This is a genomic window from Micromonospora sp. NBRC 110037 (assembly GCF_001652995.1).
Classification (GTDB): Bacteria; Actinomycetota; Actinomycetes; order Mycobacteriales; family Micromonosporaceae; genus Micromonospora; species Micromonospora chalcea.
Map to the genome: position 1 here is coordinate 182,251 of NZ_BBVA01000005.1, position 21,404 is coordinate 203,654.

Annotated in this window: 17 protein-coding genes; 15 read left to right on the top strand and 2 right to left on the bottom strand. The window is 74.1% G+C overall.

Going from position 1 to position 21,404, the window contains the following annotated elements:
- Window positions 1–171 precede the first annotated feature (171 nt).
- The 15 genes from A4R25_RS17125 to A4R25_RS17195 all read left to right on the top strand — a co-directional run bounded on the left by A4R25_RS17125 (window position 172) and on the right by A4R25_RS17195 (window position 18,323).
- Complete coding sequence (locus tag A4R25_RS17125) at window positions 172–1,371, top strand: DUF6004 family protein (protein ID WP_030499571.1); 1,200 nt, start codon at window positions 172–174, stop codon at window positions 1,369–1,371.
- Between the two features lie 128 nt (window positions 1,372–1,499).
- Entirely contained in the window at window positions 1,500–2,396 is an 897-nt protein-coding gene (locus A4R25_RS17130) for a 50S ribosomal protein L11 methyltransferase (RefSeq protein ID WP_043325252.1), read from the top strand.
- On the top strand, window positions 2,396–3,037 hold the full coding sequence (locus A4R25_RS17135; RefSeq protein ID WP_043325250.1) for a hypothetical protein: 642 nt from the start codon (window positions 2,396–2,398) through the stop codon (window positions 3,035–3,037). Before A4R25_RS17130 ends, A4R25_RS17135 begins: the two co-directional genes overlap by 1 nt.
- A gap of 5 nt (window positions 3,038–3,042) precedes the next feature.
- Entirely contained in the window at window positions 3,043–4,329 is a 1,287-nt protein-coding gene (locus tag A4R25_RS17140) for an AarF/ABC1/UbiB kinase family protein (protein WP_064447380.1), read from the top strand.
- A gap of 92 nt (window positions 4,330–4,421) precedes the next feature.
- Complete coding sequence (locus A4R25_RS17145) at window positions 4,422–5,126, top strand: crotonobetainyl-CoA--carnitine CoA-transferase (RefSeq protein WP_043325247.1); 705 nt, start codon at window positions 4,422–4,424, stop codon at window positions 5,124–5,126.
- 248 nt (window positions 5,127–5,374) lie between these two features.
- Window positions 5,375–6,652 (top strand): aminotransferase class V-fold PLP-dependent enzyme, encoded by a 1,278-nt coding sequence (locus tag A4R25_RS17150; RefSeq protein ID WP_064447381.1) that lies wholly within the window; start codon window positions 5,375–5,377, stop codon window positions 6,650–6,652.
- Window positions 6,653–6,674: 22 nt separating this feature from the next.
- The gene (locus tag A4R25_RS17155; RefSeq protein WP_064447382.1) at window positions 6,675–7,814 is read left to right on the top strand and encodes a PLP-dependent aspartate aminotransferase family protein; all 1,140 of its coding nucleotides are present in this window, start codon (window positions 6,675–6,677) and stop codon (window positions 7,812–7,814) included.
- A gap of 38 nt (window positions 7,815–7,852) precedes the next feature.
- The gene (locus A4R25_RS17160; RefSeq protein ID WP_064447383.1) at window positions 7,853–8,755 is read left to right on the top strand and encodes a homocysteine S-methyltransferase family protein; all 903 of its coding nucleotides are present in this window, start codon (window positions 7,853–7,855) and stop codon (window positions 8,753–8,755) included.
- Between the two features lie 63 nt (window positions 8,756–8,818).
- Window positions 8,819–9,472: a hypothetical protein gene (locus A4R25_RS17165; protein WP_064447384.1), complete on the top strand. Its 654-nt coding sequence runs from the start codon at window positions 8,819–8,821 to the stop codon at window positions 9,470–9,472.
- A 360-nt stretch (window positions 9,473–9,832) separates the two neighbouring features.
- The gene (locus A4R25_RS17170) at window positions 9,833–11,170 is read left to right on the top strand and encodes an aminotransferase class V-fold PLP-dependent enzyme (RefSeq protein ID WP_064447385.1); all 1,338 of its coding nucleotides are present in this window, start codon (window positions 9,833–9,835) and stop codon (window positions 11,168–11,170) included.
- On the top strand, window positions 11,167–12,867 hold the full coding sequence (locus A4R25_RS17175; RefSeq protein ID WP_064447386.1) for an ABC transporter substrate-binding protein: 1,701 nt from the start codon (window positions 11,167–11,169) through the stop codon (window positions 12,865–12,867). Before A4R25_RS17170 ends, A4R25_RS17175 begins: the two co-directional genes overlap by 4 nt.
- Window positions 12,864–14,096: a hypothetical protein gene (locus tag A4R25_RS17180; RefSeq protein WP_064447387.1), complete on the top strand. Its 1,233-nt coding sequence runs from the start codon at window positions 12,864–12,866 to the stop codon at window positions 14,094–14,096. The genes A4R25_RS17175 and A4R25_RS17180 overlap by 4 nt, the downstream gene beginning before the upstream one ends.
- On the top strand, window positions 14,093–15,805 hold the full coding sequence (locus A4R25_RS17185; protein WP_043325235.1) for an ABC transporter substrate-binding protein: 1,713 nt from the start codon (window positions 14,093–14,095) through the stop codon (window positions 15,803–15,805). The genes A4R25_RS17180 and A4R25_RS17185 overlap by 4 nt, the downstream gene beginning before the upstream one ends.
- Entirely contained in the window at window positions 15,802–17,529 is a 1,728-nt protein-coding gene (locus A4R25_RS17190) for an ABC transporter substrate-binding protein (protein ID WP_157539112.1), read from the top strand. The genes A4R25_RS17185 and A4R25_RS17190 overlap by 4 nt, the downstream gene beginning before the upstream one ends.
- Before the next feature lie 11 nt (window positions 17,530–17,540).
- Window positions 17,541–18,323: a hypothetical protein gene (locus A4R25_RS17195; protein WP_064447388.1), complete on the top strand. Its 783-nt coding sequence runs from the start codon at window positions 17,541–17,543 to the stop codon at window positions 18,321–18,323.
- Here A4R25_RS17195 and A4R25_RS17200 read toward each other — a convergent pair.
- Together A4R25_RS17200 and A4R25_RS17205 are read right to left on the bottom strand one after the other, a co-directional pair.
- A complete protein-coding gene (locus A4R25_RS17200; protein WP_064447389.1) occupies window positions 18,307–19,680 on the bottom strand; it encodes a metallopeptidase TldD-related protein in 1,374 nt (457 codons plus the stop codon). The genes A4R25_RS17195 and A4R25_RS17200 overlap by 17 nt on opposite strands.
- The gene (locus A4R25_RS17205) at window positions 19,677–21,182 is read right to left on the bottom strand and encodes a TldD/PmbA family protein (RefSeq protein ID WP_064447390.1); all 1,506 of its coding nucleotides are present in this window, start codon (window positions 21,180–21,182) and stop codon (window positions 19,677–19,679) included. Before A4R25_RS17205 ends, A4R25_RS17200 begins: the two co-directional genes overlap by 4 nt.
- Window positions 21,183–21,404: the final 222 nt, after the last annotated feature.

The window sequence follows — 21,404 nt, forward strand, 5'->3', positions numbered from 1 at the left end:
GGAGCGGGCCGTCGCGTTCTGGAGGCCGATGACACCTGACGATGCCCCAGGCATTGACAGCACGCTTTAAAAACACATAGCTTGAAGTTCGGCGGGACCGGTCGGGTCCGGTCCACCAGCGGCCCTCAGACCGCCGCTGACCCCTGCCGACAGACATTGGAGGTGTCTGGCTTGAGCACCAGAGAGACCTACGAGTCCCTGAACCTCGAACCCAAGCCGATCCGCCCGCACATCCTCGCCGCGGCAACCGTGGTCTTCGGCGAGGACTACTACTCGGGCCGCCGCGAGACGATCAACCTGTCCGGCTTCGTGCAGCTCAACAAGTGGCCCATGCCGGGCTTCGAGCACAAGGTCGACGAGAACGGCTACGCGCAGTTCGCCACCGAGCTGATCAGCGCGCCCGAGGTGGGCATCAAGGGGTTCAGCTACGAGTTGGACGACCGCATCCAGGTCCTGTCCAACCCGTTCCTGCCCAACAGCGGGCACGTGCGGCAGATCGTGCCGGGCAAGAACTTCCCGGCCGAGTTCTACATCCGCCGCTTCGGCATCCTGGAGTCGAGCACGCTGCGGCTCGCCCACCGCAACGTCATCGACATCTACGGCGTGGTCGACAGCGTCCCGCCGTTCAAGAAGCCGCTGACCGGGCCCTACCTGGGCAAGCCGCGCGGTGACGGTCCCTTCGACGTGATGGCCGCGCCGAACGTCGTCAAGGGCACCACGCTGCCGGAGGCGTGGTACCCGGCCAACGACGAGAACCAGCCGGTCGGGATCACGCCGAACCTGTTCTTCGCGCCCAGCGCCGGCCCGTGCATGTCCATGCTGGTCGACCCGTCCATGATCATGCAGACCTCGCTGGAGGGGCAGATCGAGGTCGAGGTCAACGGCAAGACGGTGCGGGTCGACCTGGCCGGGGACTACCGCAAGGCGGCCGGTGCCGAGGTGCTGCTCTTCGGCCCGGACAAGCACGACGAGGGCCCGGGCGTGCTCGCCCAGCTGGCCCGCGTCGCGGTCGTCGGACACAGCCCGGAGCTGGGTGGCCGGGTCATGCTGCGGGCGAGCTGGCCGCGGGTCTCCGGCGGCACGCTGGGCGAGGGCAACGAGGACAGCCTCAGCCGGCTCAAGTTCCCCGGCGACCTGCACATCGACGCCGAGTTCGAGCTGGTCACGCCGCACGAGACGCTCTACGCCGCCAACTCCGTGCACGTCAACGGCAAGATGCGCGGCATGGAGGCCACCGGCACCGAGCTCAAGCTGGACGGCTCGGACACCGCCCTGGTCACCGTGGACGAGCAGCCGAAGGCTCGCCTCACCGGCGTCAACCTGGTGATGCGGGACGCGCTGGTCGGCGAGCACGCCGCGGTGAACGCCTGACCGACGGGTCCGCTTGACGGGCCTGCCGGGCAGAGGTTCTACTAGTAAAACCAATAGCAACGTACCGTCACGATGTCCCTCCCGGCTGCTACGGCGGTCGGGAGGGACGCGCGCTCAGGGGGTACCGCGTGGACCAGCGGCTGCTGCTCATGCACCAGATGATGCTCGGCGACGCGCCCCGGCTGCGGGCGTACGACAGGGCGCTGGAGGAGGCCGTCACCCCCGGCGACGTGGTGGTCGACGTGGGCGCGGGGCTGCTCGCGCTCTCCCTGCTGGCGCTGCGGCACGGCGCCGAGCACGTGTACGCGGTCGAGGCCGACCCGGCCACCGCCGCGGCGGCGGCCCGCATCATCGAGGCCAACGACCTCAAGGGACGGCTCACCCTGGTCACCGGCGACGCCCGTACGGTCCGGCTGCCCCGCAAGGCGGACGTGCTGGTCTCCGAGATGATGGGAAACCTCGGCCCGGAGGAGGAGATGGCCGAGGTGCTGCACGTGATCGCCCGTCGCCACCTGCGCCCCGGCGGCCGGGTGGTGCCCCGGCGGCTGCGGACCTGGCTGGCCGCGGCCGAGTTCGCCGACGAGGGCTGGGGGCTGTGGGGCGGCGACTTCTACGGCTACCGGCTCGACCCGGTGCAGGAGCTCGTGGCCCCGGCGGCCCAGCTGCACTTCTTCCAGCGTCCGCCGAAGCTGCTGACCGAGCCCACAGTGGTGCTCGACCAGGCGCTCGACGGCCGGTCGCCGTCCCGGCAGACGCTGCGGCAGCGGCTGCCGGTCATCGCGCCGGGGAGGCTGCACGCCGTGCTCGGCTTCTTCACCGCCGACTTCACCGACGACGTGACGCTGTCGAACTTCCCGTCGTACCCCGGATGCAACTGGGCGGTCTGGGTGTGGCCGCTGCGGCACACCGACGTGGCCGAGGGCGACGAGCTGTCCGTCGCCCTGCGCCGGCCGGCCCGGCGCGACGTCCGCGCCGTGACCGGCTGGCGGCTGGAGTGCGGCCTGTCCCGGCAGAGGAGGTCCTGATGCCCTTCGCGGTGGGTACCGTCCGCGACATTCCCGTCCGTGGCGCTCTCAAGCTCTGCGGCCTGACCTGGTCCGCGGAGTGCCTCTGGTTCTCCGAGGCGGTCTCCAGCCAGATCGCCTCCCTGGACCCGATCAGCGGCAAGGTGGTCCGCCGGCTCGACTGCCCCGGCGTGCGCACCGACCTGACCACGATCGGCGGGCGGCTGCTGCAGGTGGCGGGCGACGACCGCGTGCTGCGGCTGGTCGATCCCGAGGACGGCGAGCTGCTCGGCGAGTTCGGCAACCCGCGTCCCGGCAACGTGCTGTGCGGGCTGGAGGCGACCCGGCACGGGCTCTGGCTGGGCTACGAGGACCTGCGCCAGGTCGACCTGCGCGACCCGGACGGTTTCGGGCTGATCGACACGTTCCCGGTCCGCCAGCCGATCGCCGGCCTGACCGTCTCGGACAGCTACCTCGTCTACTCCGACCGCGACGCGGCCACCATCAACCTGTACGACGTGGCGGCCCGCCGGGAGGTGGCCGCCTACTCGGTCGCGGGCAACCCGACCGGCATCACCTGGGACGGCCGCCGCATCTGGTACTGCGACTTCACCACCCTGCAGCTCCGGGCGATCGAGGTGCCGGGCATCACGAAGGGTTGACGTCCATGGCGACCACGCGCGCTCTGCTGGCCCGCTCGACCCGGATCGGCGCGGTCGGCGCCGCCCACCTGCTGCCGGTGCTGCCGGCGGCGCTGGTCAAGGCGGTCCGAGGTGACCGGGCGGCGGCCCGCCGGCTGCTGTACCGCCGTCTCACCACGTTGCTGATGCGGCTCGGCCCGACGTTCGTCAAGGCCGGGCAGGTGCTCGGCACCCGGCGCGACGTGCTGCCGGCCGCGCTCTGCGACGAGCTGTCGGTGCTCCAGGACCGGGTCGACCCGATGACCCCCGAGCAGACCAGCCGGGCGCTGGCCGAGGCGTACGGCAGCGAGACGCCCGCGGAGTTCGCGGAGATCGACCCGACGCCGGTGGCCAGCGGCAGCGTGGCCTGCGTCTACCGCGGCCGGATGCCCGACGGCGCCGAGGTGGCGCTCAAGCTGCGCCGTCCCGGCATCGAGTCGACGATGGCCCTCGACCTCGCGCTGATGCGGCACGGCGCCCGGGTGATGGCCCGGCTGCCGATGCTGCGCGGCGTCCCGGTGCGGGAGGTGGTCGAGAACATGTGCGGCGCGGTGTTCGGCCAGCTCGACTTCGCCCGGGAGGCGGAGAACCTGCGCCGGCTCAAGGAGAACCTCGCCGTGGTGCCCCGGGTCCGGGTGCCCGGCGTACGCGACGACGCCTGCCGGCCGCGCTGCCTGGTCATGGAGTTCATGCCGGACCTCGACGTGGACGTGGCGCGGTCGATGTCGGCGGCCGTGCGAAAGCGGTTCGCCGCCTCTGCGATGACAGCGATCTACCACATGCTCTTCGTGGACGGATTCGTCCACTGCGACATGCACCCGGGCAACCTCTACTTCACCCGGGGCGCCCAGGTGGTGGTGCTCGACGCCGGGTTCAGCGTGCAGCTCACCGAGGAGCTGCGCCGGCTGTTCGCGGAGTTCTTCATGAACATGTCGATCGGGCGCGGCCGGTACTGCGCCGAGATCGTGGTGCGCAGCGGCACCGGCCTGCGGCCGGACGCCGACGTGGAGACGTTCCTGGTCCGGATGGCCGACCTGGTGGAGCGCAGCCACGGGCTGCCGGCCCGGGAGTTCAGCCTGATCGCGTTCGCCGCGGAGATGTTCGACCTGCAACGCCGCTACGGCGTGCACGCCGCGCCGGAACTCATCTTCCCGCTGCTGTCGCTGCTGGTGATCGAGGGGACGGTACGCGAGCTCGACCCCGACCTCGACTTCCAGGAGCTGGCCAAGCCGGTGCTGATGCGGGGGCTCTTCGGCCGCCGGGCCGCCGCCTGACCGCTGGCCGAACGGTCCGCCGGGCCTGGCCGGTCGCTTCGACAGCGCGTCCCCACCTGCGCAAACAGCCGACTAAAATATACGATAGCGGAATGGCACAGACTGGCCTCGCCGGCAAGCGCTCCTACCACCAGTACTGCGGGCTCGCGTCCGCGCTCGACGTGCTGGGCGAACGCTGGACGCTGCTGATCATCAGGGAGCTGCTGATGGGTCCCCGGCGCTACAGCGAACTGCTCGCGGACCTGCCCGGCATCGGCACGAACCTGCTCGCCGACCGGCTCAAGTTCCTCGTCGACTCGGGCGTGCTGCGGCAGGTCGACGTGCACGGCACCGGCGGCCGGCTCTCCTACGAGCTGACCCCGACCGGGCAGGCGCTGCGGCCGATGGTGCTCGGGCTCGCGCACTGGGGCCTGGAGTTCGTCGGTGACCTGAACGCCGAGGACACGGTCCGCCCGCACTGGGGCTTCCTCGCCGTGGAGGCGATGTTCCAGTGGGACAAGATCTCCCCGATCGACGAGAGCTACCAGTTCCAGGTCGACGACGAGGTCTTCCGCATCGACGTCGCCGGCGGGGTGCCGCGCGTGGCGAAGGGGCCGTCCGACGACCCGGCGATGGTGGCGACCACCGACGCGGCCACGTTCGTGCGCATCGGCGCCGGGCGGGTCACGCCGCTGATGGCGATGGTCGGCGGGCAGCTCAAGCTGGAGGGCGACATCGACGCGGTGCTGCGCTGCTGCGAGCTGCTCGGCCTGGACGCCGGCGCCGCGCCCGCCGCTCAGACGACCTCCGGTCACTGACCCGCGCCAGGGGGTGACGGGACCGGATCACTATATTATTCTGAACTAGCCTCGGCGTTCGTCGGGGCCCGTCGTCGTCCGGCACGCCGCGCCCGTGCGGCACCTCCCGAGCACTGTGGTCCCACGGGGACGACCGGTCCGCCCTCCGTCGCCCGAGCGCCTGACGGCGTCCGTGCGCGTCGCGGGGGCGACCCCGCGCGGCGCGTACGCCGGCACCGACGACCGGCCGTCAAGCGACAGGAGCCGGCATGACGGACACGGTGCGACACGATCCGGAGGCGCTGCCCAGGGCGGTACGGGACGACTTCCCCCTGCTGGCCCGCCGGGCCGGCGACCTCGTCGCCTACCTGGACAACGCCGCCACCACGCAGAAGCCCCGCGTCGTCCTGGACGCGATCACCGACTACTACACCGGGGCGAACAGCAACGTCGGGCGCGGCTACCACCGGCTCGGCCTGGAGTCCACCGAGCGGTACGAGCAGGCCCGCGAGAGCGTCGCGCGGGCGATCGGCGCGGCGCAGCCGGAGGAGGTGCTCTTCACCGCCGGCACCACCGCCGCGGTCAACCTGGTCGCGGACACCGCCGGGCAACGGGTGGCCGGGCCGGGCCGGCGGGTCGTGGTGACCGGCATGGAGCACAACAGCAACCTGCTGCCGTGGCGCCGGCTCTGCGACCGTACGGGCGCCACGCTCACAGTGGTGCCGGCCGGACCGGACGGGCGGGTCGGAGCCGACCGGTTCGCCGCCGCGCTCGGCCCGGACACCGCGCTGGTGGCGGTCACCCACGTCTCGAACGTGCTCGGCACCGTCAACCCGGTACGGGAGATGACCGCCGCCGCCCGCCGGGTCGGCGCGCTGGTGGTGGTCGACGGCGCCCAGGCCGTACCGCACCGGCCGGTCGACGTGCGCGACCTCGATGCCGACTTCTACTGCTTCTCCGGGCACAAGGCGTACGGGCCGATGGGCGTCGGCGTGCTGCACGGCCGCCGGGACCTGCTCGCCGGGCTGCCCCCGTACCAGGTGGGCGGCGGCACCGTGAAGGGCGTCGCGGCCGACCAGCCGGTCCGCTACCTCGACGGGCCGGCCCGGTGGGAGGCCGGCACGCCGTACGTGGCCGGCGCGGTCGGGCTGGCCGCCGCCCTGGACTACCTGCGCGACCTCGGCTGGGACGCGATCCGCCGGCACGACCGGGCGCTGGTCCGGCACGCCGTCGACGTGCTCGCCGCGATCGACCGGGTGCGGGTGGTCGGTGACCCGGCCGCCGACCCCAGCGGCATCGTCTCGTTCGTGGTCGACGGCATCCACCCGTACGACGTCGGGGCGCACCTGGACCGGCACGGCGTGGCGGTGCGCTGCGGCGTGCACTGCGCCAGCACCTTCCTCGACGAGATGGGCCTGCTCGGCACGGTCCGGCTCTCCTTCGGCGTCTACAACACCACCGCCGAGATCGACCTCGTCGGCGAGCTGCTCGCCGGCGTACGACCGGGTCCCTGGACCACCGACCACCCCGACGTCCGGTTCCTCTGAGCAGCGCCCGGAAGGGAGCGTCATGAGGTTCGACACCCGGCTGGTGCACGTCGGCCAGCGACCAGTGCCCGGCACCGGCGACGTGGTGCCGCCGATCCACCTCGCCACCACCTACGACCGCACCGCCCAGGACCCGCCGCGCTACTTCTACGCCCGGGGCGAGCAGCCCAACCGGGAGGCGCTGGAGGAGTGCCTCGCCGCGCTGGAGGACGCCCGGCACGCGACCGTCTACACCAGCGGGCAGGCCGCCGCCACGACGGCGCTGTCGCTGGTGCCGCCGGGCCGGCTGGTGCTCGCCTCCGACGACGTGTACGGCGGCACCCACCAGTTGCTCGCCGCCGCCGCCGAGCGCGGCGTGACGGTCCGGCCGGTGGATTTCGCCGACCCGGCCGAGCGGGACCGCGCGCTGTCCGAGTGCGGTCCCGAGCTGGCCATGGTGTGGCTGGAGACGCCCACCAACCCGCTGCTCAAGGTCGCCGACATCGCCGCGGTGTCCGACCTCGCGCACCGGCACGGCGCCCTGGTGGTGGTGGACAACACGCTGGCCGGGCCGGTACTGCAACGACCGCTCGCGCACGGCGCGGACATCACGCTCTACAGCACCACCAAGTCCGTCGCCGGTCATCTCGACGTGCTCGGCGGCGCGCTCGTCTACCAGGACGAGGAGCTGCACCGGCGGTTCCTGGCCTACCGCACGGTGGCCGGCAACGCCCCCGGCGGCTTCGACTGCTACCTCACCCACCGCGGTCTGAAGACGCTGTCCCTGCGCACCGCCCGGCAGGTGGAGAACACCCGCGCGGTGGTGGCGGCTCTGCTGGCCGAGCCGAGCGTCGCGACGGTCAGCTATCCGGGCCTGCCCACGCATCCGCAGCACGCGGTGGCGGCCCGGCAGATGACCGCGCCCGGCGCGCTCGCCGCCTTCGAGTACCGCGGCGACCCGGCCAAGCTGCTCGACCGGGTACGCCTGTTCACCGCCGCGGTCAGCCTCGGCGGCGTCCGCTCCCTGATCGAGTGCCCGGCGCTGATGACCCACCGCCCGGTGCCGCCCGAGGTACGCCGGCGTCTCGGGTTGACCGACCGGCTGATCCGGATCTCACCCGGCATCGAGGACCCGGCCGACCTGGTCGAGGACCTGGTCACCGCGCTGCGTGACGGCGCCTGACCCGCTGACCGGCATTACCGCCCCGCGAAGGAGGAGACATGTCCGCATTCACGACCGGCGGCGCCCCGGTGGTGCTCGACGGAGGACTCGCCACCGAGTTGCAGCGCGCCGGGCTGCCGTACCAGCCCCCGTGGTGGGGCACCGCGGCGTTGCTGGCGGACAGCCGGCGGCGCGTGCTGCGCGACGTCCACGAGCGGTTCCTGACCGCCGGGGCGCAGGTGCTCACGGCGAACACGCTGCGCTGCAACCTGCGGGCGCTGCGCCGCGCCGGACTGGAGGACGCCGGCCTCGGCTGGATGGTGCACGCGGCCGTCGGCGTCGCGCTCGCCGCCCGCAACACGGCCGGCGCGCCCGGCACCCGGATCGCCGCGTCGATGGCTCCGGTGGAGGACTGCTACCGGCCGGACCTGGTGCCGGCCGACGACGAGCTGCGTGAGGAGCACCGCTGGCTGGCCGTGGAGCTGGTCCGGGCCGGGGTGGAGCTGGTGCTGGTGGAGACCATGAACACCGCCCGCGAGGCACGCATCGCGGTGGAGCAGGTACGCGAGGTGGGCGCCCGGGCCTGGGCCGCCTTCGTCTGCGACGACCAGGGCCGGCTGCTGTCCGGCGACTCCCTGGTGGACGCCGCCCGCGCGGTGCGCGCCGCCGGGGCCGAGGTGGTGCTTGTCAACTGCACCGCCCCGGAGGCGACCGAGCGGTGCCTGCGGGCGCTGCGCGACGCCGACGACGGCCCGATCGGCGCGTACCCGAACCTGGAGGACCGCCGCGACGGCGCGCCCGGGCCGCGCCCGCTGCTCGACCCCGCCGAGTTCGGCGACCTGGTCGCCGGCTGGGCGGTGGAGTACCGGCTCGCCGTGGCCGGCGGGTGCTGCGGCGCGTCGCCGGCGCACATCGCCGCGCTGACGGCCCGGCTGAACGCCCCGGTGGCGGCCGTCGACTGACGCCGCCCGCAGGTCCGCCGGCCCGGCGCGGGCCGGGTCAGCCAACGAAGGGAGAACGAGACGGTGAGCGGCTCGACGATCGCACCGCCCGTCGAGGTGGTGCGCAGCCTGCCCGGCCCGGCCGGCTACATGTGCGGCCTGACCTGGGACGGCACCTGGCTCTGGCACTCCGACCAGGACGCCGCGCGGATCTTCGCGATCGACCCGGCGGACGGCGCGGTACGCCGGTCCTTCGCGTACCCGGACGTGCGGGCCGACCTGGGATACGCGGACGGAAAACTGTGCCAGATCGGCGGCCGGCCGAAGCGGATCCTGCTGATCGACCCGGCCACCGGCCAGACCGTCGGGTCGAAGCCGGTACGGCCCTCCAACGGCCGGGTCACCGGCATGGAGACCGGGCCCGAGGGCGTGTGGCTCTGCCTGCGCGCGCCCGCGGTGATCCAGCTACGGGACTTCGAGACCATGACGGTGCAGCGGGAGCACCCGGTCGTGGGGTCGCCCTCGGGCCTCACGTACGCCGAGGGTCACGTGCTCTACGCCGAGTTCGAGGACGGCCTGCTGCACGCGGTCGAGGCGGAGTCGGGCCGGCTGGTCGCCACGGTGCGGCTGCCGGGGCATCCGACCGGGCTGGCCTGGGACGGCGAGCTGGTCTGGTACTGCGACTTCGCCGACCGGCGGTTCAAGGCGGTCCGGCTGCCGGACGTGCTCGGCGGCTGACCGGCCCGGTGGGGGCGGCGGCCCGGCCGCCCCCACCCGCCCGGCGTCAGGGCACCCGGTCGCGCGCGTCGAACTGCTCCTGCCGGCGGTCGCGCTCGCCGCCGGCGCCGGCGGACGGCGGCCGGCAGCGGCCGGCGCAGCCGCACGAGCAGCCGGAGGCAGCCGGCTCCGTCCGCTGAGGATCTTCGGTGTCCGGCCAACCGCCGGTGTGGCACGCGATCATCGCTTCTCCCTGCTCTGCGGTGGGACGCGCCGGAGAGCCCGGCGCGGTCGGACGGGGCGGGCAGCGGGACGACTATTTACTTGAGAATCATATGGTAAATTCGCTGGCGGGTGCCAGCTCCTGACAGGAGGGACGCCATGCGCGTCAGCGTGACCGACGACCCCGCGACCACGACGGCCTCCCGCACCGGCGGGCCGCCCGCACCGGCCGACCCGCTGCGCGCCGCCTCCTTCGCGGAGCTGCGGTCGCTGTTCGCGATGGAGCCCGACGCGGTCCACCTCAACACCGGCACCATCGGCGTGATGCCGTACGAGGTGCTGGACGTCAACGACCGGGTGACCCGGGAGTGGAACGGCGGACTGCGCAACGTCTACCCGCCCGGCATGTACCCCGAGCACCGCGCCGCCATCGGCCGGGCGTTCGGCGTCGACCAGGACGAGATGGTGATCTGCCACAACGCCACCGAGGGGGTGGCCCGCGTCATCAACGGGCTCGACCTGCACGAGGGCGACGAGGTCATCACCACCAGCCACGAGTGCTACTCGGTGCTGTCCAACTTCAACCTGCTGCGCAACCGGCACCGGATCACGCTCACCGTGCTGACCCCGCCGGTCGGGCCGGACGTCACCGCCGAGGAGATCGTCGACATGTTCGCCCGGGCGATCACGCCGCGGACGAAGGTGCTGGCGTTCGCCGCCGTCACGCTGTTCACCGGCACCCGGATGCCGGTGCGCCAGCTCTGCGACCTGGCCCAGCAACACGGCCTGACCACAGTGGTCGACGGCGCGCTGCTGCCCGGCCTGTTCGACACCGACCTGCGCGCGCTCGGGCCCGACTTCGTCACCTGCTCCGGCTCGAAGTTCCAGTGCGGGCCGCTCGGCACCGGGCTGCTCTACGTCCGCAACAAGGTCCACCCCGAGCACAACCCGCTGCCGCTGCCGACGTTCTGGCCGGTCATCTCCACCTGGTACCCGATGATGGGCGCCCCGCCACCGCGTACCACCACCCGGGTGGAGAGCTACAACATGGGCGACTACCTGCAGAGCGCTGGCAGTGCCAGCATCGCCCGGGGCGCCGCCCTGGCGAAGGCGTGCGAGCTGTGGGACCGCATCGGCCGGGACCGGATCGAGCGGCACGCGGTGGCGCTCGGCGCGCACACCCGCGCCCGGATCGTCGAGCGGTTCGGCGTCGAGTCGCTGTACTCACCGCTCACCGACGACCGGCTGACCGCGCCGCTGGTGGCGTTCAACCCGTTCCCCGACCGGGCCGACGGCTGGAACATCACCAAATTCGCCCGTCTCGTCGACGAGCTGGAGAGCCGGCACCGGATCTGGACCCGGTGGACCGAGTTCGACGTCGCCGGCTCACCGCACCAGCACTACGCCGCCCGGATCTGCACCCACCTCTACAACACCGCCGAGGAGGTCGACCTCGCCGTCGACGCCATCGCCGACCTCGTCCGGGAGCTGTCATGACCGTCGCCCCGTACCGGCCGGAGCCGGCCACCGCGCGGCGGCGCGGCGGCGTGCTGCGGGTGGTCGCGCCCACCGACGCCGCACCGCTGGACCCCAGCTGCGCCCCCGCGTCGGCGGCCCCGTTCGTCCGGCTGCACACCCGGCAGCTCGTCACCTGGCAGACCGCCCGGGACGTCCGCGACTGGCAGGCCGTCACGCCGGTGCCCGACCTCGCCCTGGAGGTCCCCTCCACCTGGAACGCCGGGCTCGGCGCCAGCCACCGCAGCTACGTGTTCCACATGCGCCCCGGCGTCCGCTGGGACACCCCCGACCGGCGTCCGGTCACCGCGCACGACGTGGTCCGCGGCTTCAAACGGATGTGCAACCCGGTCCGGCCCTCACCGTCGCTCGCGTACTTCGCGAGCACCGTGCGCGGCCTCGCCGACTTCGCCACCGCCTGGGCGGCGGAGGCCACCCACCGGGCCGGGGACGCGGCGACGCTGGCCGCGTACCAGAACGCGCACGAGATCCCCGGCGTCTTCGCGCTCGACGACGAGACGCTCGTCATCGAGCTGGCCCGGCCGGCGCTGGACTTCGTGCACATGCTCGCGCTGCCCGCGGCGTCGGCGGTGCCCGTCGAGCACGACGCGTTCGTCCCCGGCAGCCCCGAGGCCGCCGCCCACCTGCGCGCCAACGGGCCGTACCGGGTGCGGCGGCACCGGCCCGGCGAATGGGTCGAACTGGTCCGCAACCCGGCCTGGGAGCCCGCCGCCGACCCGTACCGGCGGGCCGAGGCCGACCGGGTGGAGCTGCGCCTGAGCGACGGCGCCGGCCGCGCCGACGCGGAGCCCACCGACGCGCCGGCCGAGGTGCCGGTCGCGCCCGCAGTCGGCGGGCTGCCGGCCGCCGAGCCGGTCGACGGCGACGGCGCGCTCGGCTGGGCGCTCGACCCGTACCTCCTGCTCAACCTGCGCGACCCGGTCTGGGCCGACCCCCGGGTACGGCAGGCCGTGGCGCTCGCCGTGGACAAGGCCGCGGTGGCCGACCTGTACCGGCGGCACCGCCCCGGCGTGCCGGTACGGATCGCGGGCTCGCTGATCCCGCCGGGCAACGCCGGGCACGACACGGCCGATCCGTGCTCCACCGGTGATCCGGCGCGGGCCCGTGAACTGCTCGCCTCGGCGGGCCACGCCGACGGCCCGCCGCTGGTCCTGATCCACCCGCAGTCCGGCCTCGGGCCCGAGGTGGCGCACGCCTGCGCGAGCGACCTCACCCGGGCCGGCCTGCCGACCCGGGCGGTCGGGCTCGCCGACGCCGCGTACACCGAGGCGCTGCGCGCCCCCGCCACCGCCGGCGGCTGGCAGCTCGCGGTGGCGGCGCGCGTACCCGACTGGCTGGAGCACAACGGGCGGGTCTTCGCGCAGGCGATGCTCCAGGCGACCCCGGTGCCCGGCGGCGCCAACCACGGCGGCTACGCCGCACCCGAGGTGGACGCGCTGATCGAGCGGGCGCTCGACGCGCCGGAGCCGTGGCGGGCCGACGCCGCCTGGCGGGCCGCCGCGGAGCGCGCGGTCGCCGACGTGGCGGTGGTGCCGATCCTGCACCGGGCGCCGGTGGCCGCGCCGAGGCGACCGGACCGGGTCGACGGGATCACGCCGCTGCCCCCGCAGGGGTACGCGGTGGACCTGACCGCCGCACGCCCGGGGGTGGACGAGTGAACCCGCTGGTCCGCGACTACCTGCTGCTCGGCCTGCGCCTCGGCCGGCTGGTCGACGGGCTCGTCGACTGCTACTACGGTGACCCGGCGCTGCGCGACCAGGTCGCCGCCGAACCGCCGCCCGACCCCCGCGAGCTGTCCCGCCAGGCCGGCCGGACGCTCGCCGCCCTCGGCGACAGCGACCTCGAACCGGCCCGCCGCCGGTACCTCACCGCCCAGCTCGCCGCGCTGCGCGCGGTCGCCGACCGGCTCGCCGGCACGCCGATGTCGTTCCGGGAGGAGGTGCGCGCCTGTTACGACGTCGACGTGACCCGCACCCCGCCGGAGCGGTACGCGGCGGTGCACGACGAGATCGACGCGCTGCTGCCCGGGCCGGGACCGCTCGTGGACCGGGTGGAGGAGTTCTACCGGCGCAACACCGTCCCGCCGGAACGGCTGCACCGCTGCGTGCAGGCGGTCTCCGACGCGCTGCGCGAGCGGACCCGGGACCGGTTCGGCCTGCCCGGGACCGAGCGTGTCGAGTACACGGTGGTCCGGGACGCGCCGTGGAACGCGTACAACAGCTACCTGGGCGGCTTCCGCTCCGCCGTGGCGCTGAACGCGGCGAGCGGCCGGTCGGTGGCCGCGCTGCCGATCATCGTGGCGCACGAGTCGTACCCCGGCCACCACACCGAGCACTGCCTGAAGGAGGCCGGCCTGGTCCGCGACGGCGGCCAGGACGAGCACACCATCGCCCTGGTCGACACACCCCGGTGCCTGGTCACCGAGGGCCTGGCCGAGGCGGCGGTCGACGCGGTGCTCGGCCCCGGCTGGGGCGAGTGGACCGCCGGCATCCTGGCCGGGGAGGGCGTCCACGTCGAGGGCGAGCGGGTCGAGCGGATGCGCGGCCTGATCGTGCGCCTGCTGCCGGCCCGCATCGACGCCGCCCTGCTCCTGCACGACGAGGGCGGCGACCGGGCGGAGGCACTTGCCTACCTGCGGCGGTGGATGCTGCTGCCACCCGACCGGGCCGAGCAGATGGTCACGTTCGCCGCCGACCCGCTGTGGCGCGCGTACTCAGTCACCTACTCCGAGGGCGGCCGGCTGGTCGACGCCTGGCTGGCCGCCCGCGAGCCGGACACCAGCCTCGCCGACCGCTTCGACACGCTGCTGCGGGAGCCGCTGCTGCCGTCGCAGCTGCGCGCCGACGTGGCGGGGACCGCAGAGACGACGAAAGGTGTGTGTCGATGAACGGCGGCCAGCCCCGGTACGGGGGAATCCTGCGGCTCTACGGGCCCGGCAGCATGGACCATCTCGATCCGGCCTGCGCCTACTACATGCTCGGCGGGCAGATCATCCGGCTCTTCGCCCGCCAGCTGTTCACCTACCGGCCGGTCGCCGACCTGCGCGACCCGTCGGCCGTCACGCCCGTGCCCGACGTGGCCGAGGCGGTGCCGACAGTGGACAACGGCGGCATCAGCGCCGACCACACCCGCTACACGATCCGGCTGCGCCCCGGCGTGTACTGGGACACCGACCCGCCCCGCGAGGTGACCGCCGGGGACTTCGTGCGCGGCTTCAAGCGGATGGCCAACCCGGTGTTGCAGGCCGGCGGGATCGGCTACTTCACCAGCACCATCCGGGGTATGGCCGAGTACTGCGACGCGTACGCCGCCGCGATCACCTCGGCCGAGCCGGCCGCCGCCGAGCTGGCCGCGTTCCAGAACAACCACGAGATCGCCGGCGTCCGCGCCGTCGACGACCGGACGATCGTCTTCGACCTGATCCGCCCGGCGGTGGACTTCCTGCACATCCTGGCGCTGCAGTGCGCCTCCGCCGCCCCGGTCGAGTACGACGAGGTGCTGCCCGACAGCGCGGAGTTCCGGCGGCGGGTGCGCTCCAACGGGCCGTACCGGATCACCCACTACGCCCACGGCGAGTCGGTGCGGCTGGACCGCAACCCGGTGTGGCGCAAGGCGTCCGACCCGGTGCGCCAGCAGTACCTGGACGGGGTCGAGGTGACCATGGAGATCGCCAGCCCGCAGCAGGTGGGGGAGGTGATCGACAGTGGCCGCGCCGACCTGTCCTGGGCGTCACCGATCACCGAGCCGTACGACGTGGCGCCCACCGACCCGGGCAACGACCTCGGCTACGCGCTCAACCCGTACCTGGTGTTCAACCTGCTCAGCCCGAACGCCGACCGGGCGATGAGCAAGCTCAAGGTGCGTCAGGCCATCGCGTACGCGATAGACAAGGCGGCGATCGCCGAGATCTACCACGGCCTGGAGGCCGGGACGGTGATGTTGTCCGGGCACACGGCGATCCCGCCCGGCAACGACGGGCACGTCGACTTCAACCTGTACCCGACACCGGGGGACCGGGGCGACCCGGAGCGCTGCCGGGCGCTGCTGGCCGAGGCGGGCTACCCGGACGGGCTCACCCTCACCGCCGTGCACCGGGACGTGGACGCCAACCCGGAGGTGGCCCGCTCCTACGCCGCCGACCTGGAGAAGGGCGGTATCAGCGTCCGTCTGGTCTCGCTCGGCCACGCCGAGTACTACCAGTTCCTGCGCGACCCGGCCAACGCCCGCGCCGGCGCCTGGGACATCTCCGCCCCGTCCTGGACGCCCGACTGGTTCGGCCCGAACGGGCGCACCTACGTCCAGCCGATGTTCCAGACCAACACGTCCCGCGGCACCAGCAACTACGGCGGTTACAGCAACCCGGAGGTCGACCGGCTGATCGAGGAGGCGCTCGGCGCCACCGACCGGGCCCGCGCCACCGAACTGTGGCACCAGGTCGACCTGTGCGTCATGCGGGACGCCGCGATCGTGCCGATCCTCGTGCACGCCCCGACCATCCCGCACCGCAAGGGCCGGCGGGTCCGCAACGCGATCGCCATGCCCACGGTGGACCGCTGGTTCGACCTGTCCAACCTCTGGCTGGAGGAGTCCGCATGACCACGGCAGACGCATCGACGGACCTCGGACTGATCCCCGGCGCGGACCGCCCGCGCCGCGGCGGCACGCTCACCCTGGTCGGCGCGGGCGACGTCGACCACCTCGACCCGGCGCTGGCGTACCACACGGTGACCCGGGGGATCGTCCGCGCGTACACCCGGCAGCTGGTCACCTACCCGTCGACCCGCGACCACCGGCGGGCCGGGGACCTGGTGCCGGACCTGGCGGTGGCGGCGGACGGGCCGTACGACGCCGAGGGCCGCCGCTACCGGTTCACGCTGCGCGACGGGCTGCGCTGGGACCTGCCCAACGGACCCCGGCCGTTGACCGCCGCCGACGTGGTACGCGGCATCAAGCGGCTGGCCCACCCGATGGCGCCCAGCCCCGGCCTGCCCTACTACCTGAGCACCGTCGAAGGGCTCGCCGAGTTCCGCGACGACCTGCTCACCCTGCCCCGCGACCTCAACGTGGTGGCGCCCTACCTGGAGGCCGCCGAGGTGCCCGGGCTGCGGGTGCTCGACGACCGGACGGTGGAGCTGACCACCCGCCGCCCCACCTCCGACTTCCTCAACCTCCTGGCGTTGCCGTTCGCCTCCCCGGCGCCGGAGGAGTACCTCTGGTTCGTGCCCGGCAGCCCCGAGCTGGACCAGCGACTCGGCTCGATCGGGCCGTACCGGATCACCGCCTACGAGCCGGACCGGCTGATCACGCTGGAGCGCAGCCGCACCTGGGACCCGGCCACCGACCCGGTCCGTGCCGCCCACGTGGACCGCATCGAGGTGCGGCAGGGGCTGGACGAGAAGACCTGCCACGACATGGTGATCCTCGGTGACGCCGACATGTTGTGGGACATCCAGCCGCTGACCGAGCGGCTGCCGGAGATGTTCGCCGCCGGGGACCCCCGGCTGGAGGTCTGCCCGGCCGGTCTGTTCAGCCCGTACCTGGTGATCAACGTGCTCAGCCCGAACGAGGGCGGTGCGCTGGGCCGCCGGGAGGTCCGGGAGGCGTTGCAGTACGCGATCGACAAGACCGCCGTGGCCGAGGTCTGGGGCGGGCGTCGCCTCAACGACATCGCCGAGCAGATCCTGCCGCCGCTGTGCCGCGCGCACCGGCCGTTCGCGCCGTACGCGGCGAACGACGGCGCCGGCGACCCGGAGCTGGCCCGCCGGCTGCTCGCCGACGCCGGCTACCCCGACGGGCTCACGTTGAAGCTGGTCTACCGGGACCGGGACATCCACCCGGAGACCGCGCGGGTGGTCCGGTCCGCCGCCGCCCGGGCCGGCATCACCCTCGACCTCGTCCCGGCCGGCATCACCGAGCTGTTCGGCACATACCTGGGCCGGGCCGACGGCGCCCGCGAGGGCCGCTGGGACGTGGCGCTGTCCGGCTGGGAGCCGGACTGGCACGGCAACAACGCCCGCGTCTATCTCCAGGCCCTCTTCGACAGCTCCGGCGTCTCCGGCAACGACGACTGGGGGTCGAACTTCGGCCACTACCACAACGAGGTCGTCAACGAGCACATCGACGCGGCGCTGAGCTGCGCCGACGAGAGGGCCGCGAACGAGCACTGGCGGGCCGCCGAGCGGGAGGTGCTGCGCGACTGCGCGGTGGTGCCGATCCTCTTCGCCCACCAGTACTGGCTGCGCGGGCACCGGGTGCGCAACTGGCTGCCGTACCCGGTGCTCAACGGCGACCTGACCAACCTGTGGCTGGGGGAGGACTGACGCCCGGGCCGATGAGCGGCGACGACCACCGTCTCACCGTACGTCTCGGCGAGCTGGCCCAGGCCCACGCCGACCGGGCGGCGGCGCGCGCGGGCGTGCCCGCCGTCCGGCTGGACCGGCTGGCCGCCGAGCCGCTGCGCCTGGACGAGGACTTCTGCCGGGAGGTGGCCGACCGCTACGACGCCGCGCCGATGGTCACCGCCGGCACGGCCCGCGGGTACGCCCGGCTGGCCGCGGAGAACCTGCGGCAGTTCCGGCTGATCGGCGAGGCGGGCATCCGGGTGCTGCCGTGGACCGGGCCGGGGCAGCCGTACCGGGACTCGCGGGACCTGGTCGCGCGGGTCCGCGCCACCGGCCTGCTGCACGTCTTCCTCACCCGCCATGGGCACGGGCCGGCCGGCGCGGACGGCGACCATCCGCTGCGCGCCCCCGCCGGAGTCCGGGCCGGCGGGGAGGAACTGCTGCACAACGACATCTTCCGGGCGGTGCACGACGTCTTCGGGCACGTCCTGTTCGGCAACACGTTCGGGCCGCGCGGCGAGTTCCGGGCCACCCGCTGCCACCTCGCGATGTACCCGCCCGACCTGCACCCGCTGGTCTTCGCCGAGCTGGTCGGCCAGCTCTGCTGGTTCTTCCACGGGCCGCACCTGCGCCGCCCGGACGGGACGCTGCCCCGGCGCGGCGAGCCCGGGTACGTGCCGCCGCCACGGCGTCCGTACCCGCCGCAGAAACAGCTCGTGTACGACCGGCGCACCCTGGACCGGTTCGCCGCGCTGTTCACGTCGCCGGGCTGACCGCCGACATCAGGAAGTCGGGCACCCGCAGCGGCGGCATCACCATCCGGGTGAAGTAGTCGCCCCACTCCCGGGGCAGCGCCGGCACCGGCCGCCCGGCCTCGGTGGCCCGGGCCAGCAGCGACAGCGGGCTCTCGTTGAACCGGAAGTTGTGCACAGTGCCGACGATCTCGCCGTCCTCCACCAGCCGCACGCCGTCGCGGGTGAGGCCGGTCAGCAGCAGCGACGCCGGGTCGACGTCGCGCAGGTACCACAGCGAGGTGAGCAGCAGGCCGCGCCGGGTGGAGCGCACCATCTCGGGCAGCGTCGGCGCGTCCGGCCCGCCCTCCAGCACCAGGTTGTCCACCATCGGGGTGAGCGGCGCGCCGGTCTGCTCGGCGGTGTGCCGGGTCTGCACGAGCGCGGTCAGCACACCCTCGTCGATCCAGCGGGTCGGCCGCAGCGGCAGCCCGTTGTCGACCACTGCGGTCAGGTCGTCGGTGCCCCGGCTGACCGTGAACGGGGCGCAGGGCAGCAGCGGATGGTCCGGGTCGCTGCGCAGCGTCAGCGGCAACGCGGTGAGGCGCTCGCCGAGCGGCAGCCGGCCGTCCGGGCGGCTGAACGCGGTACGCCCGTCCAGCGCGCCGCGCGCCCCGGCGGCCAGGTAGAGGTGGAGCATCAGGTCGGCCACGCAGTTCGGGGTGAGCAGCACCTCGTACCGTCCCGGCGGCAGCTCGACCCGGCGGCCGGGCCGCGCCAGCGTGGCGGACAGCTCGGCGGCGAGCGCCGGCACGTCCAGTCCGGTCAGGTCGGGCGCCGTCACACCGGCCCACGCCGAGTCGTCGCCGTCGCGCACGCTCAGGTCGAACAGGCCGGTGGACTGCGCGTGCCGCAGGCGGGCGCCGGTCGACGCGGCGAGGTAGGTGGTGACCACCCGGTGCTCGGTGTAGCCGTAGAGCCGTCGCTGCCCGGCCGCCGCGAACGCGTCGGCCAGGCCGGGCAGCACGTCTCCGAACGCGTCGACCGAGGTGCCGCCGGGCGGTTCCGCCCAGGACGGCGTCCGCCACGGCTCGGGCAGGCGCGCCGCGTCGGCGGCGGGCGGCGCGTCGCGGGCGGCCCGCTCGGCCGCGCGGACCAGCCCGGGCAGCGCGTCGCCGAGCGCGCCGCCGTGCCCGACCAGCCCGACGTGTACGCCGGCCGCGCCGTCGCGTACCGCCACCGCTGTCACCCGGCGGGACCGGACGCTGCCGTTCGTGGTCAGCGCGTCGCCCGCCCAGCGCAGGTGCGCGGCGGCCGTCTCGTCCGCGATCAGCAGCAGCTCGTCGGCGTCACGCCGGTGCCGCAGCGCCGCTTCCAGGGCGTCCTGGATCCCGCTCACCCGTCCCGCCCTCCGGTGTCGACGACGTCGATGCCACGGAACACCGCGGACGGGCAGCCGTGGCTGGCCGCTGCCGCCTGCACCGGCTGACCCTTGCCGCACATGTCGGCGCCGGAGAGCAGCCACGTGCCCTCCCCGCCCAGCCCGCACAGCGCGGACCAGAACGCGGTGGTCTCCGCCTGGTACGCGGCGCCGGACACCTGCCCGGCCAGCCGCCCGTTGCGGATGCGGTGCCAGCGCTGGGCGGTGAACTGGAACTGCCGCCGCCGCATGTCGATCGACCAGCTGTCCGAGCCGGCCAGGTAGAAGCCGTCCGTCACGCCCGCGATCAGGGCCGCGGTGTCCGGCCCGTCCACCGCCGGGCGCAGCGACACGTTCGGCATCCGGGCCATCGGCGTGTGCCGGTACGACTCGGCGTACGCGCAGCCGGCGGAGCGCGGCAGGCCGGCCCGCGCGGCCGAGGCGCGGTCGTGCTGGAACCCGACGAGCACACCCGCCTCGATCAGCGGCCAGGACTGCGCGGCCACCCCCTCGTCGTCGAACCCGACCGTGGCCAGCCCGTGCGGGGCCGACCGGTCGGCGTCCACGCTCATCAGCGCCGAGCCGTACCGGAGCCGCCCGGCGGCGTCGGGCGTGGCGAAGGTGCCGCCCGCGTAGGACATCTCGTGGCCCAGGGCCCGGTCGTACTCGGTGGCGTGCCCGACCGACTCGTGGATGGTGAGCCAGAGCTGCGACGGGTCGATCACCAGGTCGTACCGGCCCGGCCGCACCGCCGGCGCCTGCGTCTTCTCGGCCAGCAGCGCCGGCAGTTCGGCCAGCTCGCCGGCCCAGTCCCAGCCCTCGCCGTGCAGGTACTCCCAGCCGCGGGCCACCGGCGGGCCGACGGTGCGCAGCGTCTGGACGCCGCCGTCGCGCGGGCGCCGGCCCACCGCCAGCACCTGCGGGTGCACCCGGACGCGCTGCTGGGTGACGCGGGTGCCGTCCAGGTCGGCGTAGTACGTGTTCTCCTGGGCGGCGGTGGCGCGGGCCAGCACGTGCGCCACCGACTCGTGTGCCTGCAGCCCGGCGCACCAGTGGCTCAGCAGCTCCACCCGTTCGCTCTCCGGCACCTCGAACGGGTTGATCCGGTACGGCGAGCGCCACGTCGCCTCCGGGTACACGGGCTCGGGCGCGAGCGTGACCGGCCCGCCGCCGACGTCGGCGCAGGCCCGGGCCAGCGCCAGCGCGTCGTCGCAGGCGCGTACCGCCGCCTCCGGCGTCAGCTCGGGCGTGGCGGCGAAGCCCCACGCGCCCCGGTGCAGCACCCGTACCGCCAGGCCGGTCTCGGTCTCCTCCTCGCTCGCCCGCAGCGCCCCGTCGTGCACGACGGTGCGCCCGGAGCGGACCCGCTGCACCCGCAGCGCGGCGTATCGCGCGCCCCGCTGCCGGGCCCGGGACAGGGCGGCGTCGGCGAGGCGGGCCAGCGGAAGAGCGAGGAAGGAGTCGTCGATCTCGTCGGGCACACGCGCCTCCGGTCGCCGGGGTGCCGCCGTCCGCGCCGGTGGCGCGGCGGCCCGGGGGTTGCGGTGAGGAGACTAGTGCCGCGTGCCGCCCCGGCACAGGGCCCGCGTGGCGGCCGGGCGGCCGACCAGCGCCGTCGCCGCGCAACAGAGCAATCGGGAAGAAGACCGCTGCCGCGCCGGGGCGCGCTTGAATTGATTGGCGTCGCTCAATAGATTGAGGGC

What these genes read in the sequence shown, in the direction of transcription:
- A4R25_RS17135 (WP_043325250.1), top strand. Translation starts at nt 2,396, where the DNA reads ATGCCCTTCGCGGTGGGTACCGTCCGCGACATTCCCGTCCGTGGCGCT.
- A4R25_RS17140 (WP_064447380.1), top strand. Translation starts at nt 3,043, where the DNA reads ATGGCGACCACGCGCGCTCTGCTGGCCCGCTCGACCCGGATCGGCGCG.
- A4R25_RS17145 (WP_043325247.1), top strand. Translation starts at nt 4,422, where the DNA reads ATGGCACAGACTGGCCTCGCCGGCAAGCGCTCCTACCACCAGTACTGC.
- A4R25_RS17150 (WP_064447381.1), top strand. Translation starts at nt 5,375, where the DNA reads ATGACGGACACGGTGCGACACGATCCGGAGGCGCTGCCCAGGGCGGTA.
- A4R25_RS17155 (WP_064447382.1), top strand. Translation starts at nt 6,675, where the DNA reads ATGAGGTTCGACACCCGGCTGGTGCACGTCGGCCAGCGACCAGTGCCC.
- A4R25_RS17160 (WP_064447383.1), top strand. Translation starts at nt 7,853, where the DNA reads ATGTCCGCATTCACGACCGGCGGCGCCCCGGTGGTGCTCGACGGAGGA.
- A4R25_RS17170 (WP_064447385.1), top strand. Translation starts at nt 9,833, where the DNA reads ATGCGCGTCAGCGTGACCGACGACCCCGCGACCACGACGGCCTCCCGC.
- A4R25_RS17175 (WP_064447386.1), top strand. Translation starts at nt 11,167, where the DNA reads ATGACCGTCGCCCCGTACCGGCCGGAGCCGGCCACCGCGCGGCGGCGC.
- A4R25_RS17185 (WP_043325235.1), top strand. Translation starts at nt 14,093, where the DNA reads ATGAACGGCGGCCAGCCCCGGTACGGGGGAATCCTGCGGCTCTACGGG.
- A4R25_RS17190 (WP_157539112.1), top strand. Translation starts at nt 15,802, where the DNA reads ATGACCACGGCAGACGCATCGACGGACCTCGGACTGATCCCCGGCGCG.
- A4R25_RS17195 (WP_064447388.1), top strand. Translation starts at nt 17,541, where the DNA reads ATGAGCGGCGACGACCACCGTCTCACCGTACGTCTCGGCGAGCTGGCC.